1 protein-coding gene is annotated in these 1192 nt (G+C 27.0%); it reads right to left on the bottom strand.

The genetic code is table 11. The features are described 5' to 3' along the window. Nucleotides 1-157: 157 nt before the first annotated feature. Nucleotides 158-595 carry a GNAT family N-acetyltransferase gene (locus tag CD129_RS11935; protein WP_115337696.1) on the bottom strand — a complete coding sequence of 146 codons (438 nt, stop codon included), beginning with the start codon at nucleotides 593-595 and terminating at the stop codon, nucleotides 158-160. Nucleotides 596-1192: the final 597 nt, after the last annotated feature.

Here is a 1192-nt window from a genome sequence, read left to right as displayed (position 1 = left end):
TTGATATCTATTTTAATATTTCTAGTCATAATAAAACTCCCTGCTAAGTTTTCACTATTTAAGTGTTTACTTAACAGGGAGCATATCAATTGGTGGGCTGTTTTTTTGTTATGATACAAGTGATTAAATTTTAAACTCAAATATAATATCAATTTTTTTACAAATCAAGTTCCATCATAAACCCATCATTTGTTATTTCAAACTTATTTTTAGCATAAAATTTAGATGCTGATTCTCCACCAGTAATAAGAAAAATTTTATTTATTTTTTCTTGCTTCATCTCATCTATAATAAAATTCATGAGTTGTTTTCCGATGCCAAATCCTTGTTGATTAGGTATAACATTAAATTCATCAATAAAAAATTGATTAAAGTTATTAAAATAATAGTCAATACGACCTATACACATTGCTATTATTGTATCCTCGTTTTCGATAACATATCCTCTTGAATTAAAACCACTCATTGTCGCTTCAATTCTAAGTAATGCTTCTTGATCAGTCCATTTATTATGCCAAGGTGGACCTGCATATGCTGAAACTAAATTTTTAGCACAATCATTATAATCTTCAGTATTTATTTTTCTAAAGTGCATAATTAACCTCCTTTATTAAAAACCTATATTTAGTTTAGCTTATTTTATAACTACAATACAATCCATGTTTATTTCACAAAAAATATAAAAACGAATAAGCTGTTGGGATATAGTGTAAAAAGGATATTAAAAATGACCATAAAAAATTACCATAATTCATAGATGTTGTCTATTGAGATAATTGTGACGATATATGCAGTTAACTATAACTTTTATAATGAATATCTAATCAGTTGTTATAAAAATTGAAAATGTGTATAGAATCAAGTGAATATTTAAGCTTTTCGCTATTAGACAAAAATTGGTAATGTAGATAAAATATTAAAGTGAGCAAGTTGGATAAATGGTGGCTAATCTCATGACAATAGGGTGATGCTTATGAAATATGGTTGAGCTCCAAGAAAGGTGCAACATTGACTGATTATGAGATATTAATGATTGTCATTTCAATCATTGGTATAGTGCTAATTAGTAAAAATGACCATAAAAAATAACCATCTCTAACTTTAAACCACTCCCGTCAAGGTGGACAACTTAAAAACAAAAACTTTAATTAAGATACGTTCCGATATTCATTTGGTGTTAATCCATCAAATT

This window comes from Mammaliicoccus fleurettii, assembly GCF_003970575.1.
Classification (GTDB): Bacteria; Bacillota; Bacilli; order Staphylococcales; family Staphylococcaceae; genus Mammaliicoccus; species Mammaliicoccus fleurettii.
The sequence above is the reverse complement of the archived record's forward strand: the minus strand, read 5'-3'. Positions and strand labels throughout refer to the sequence as shown.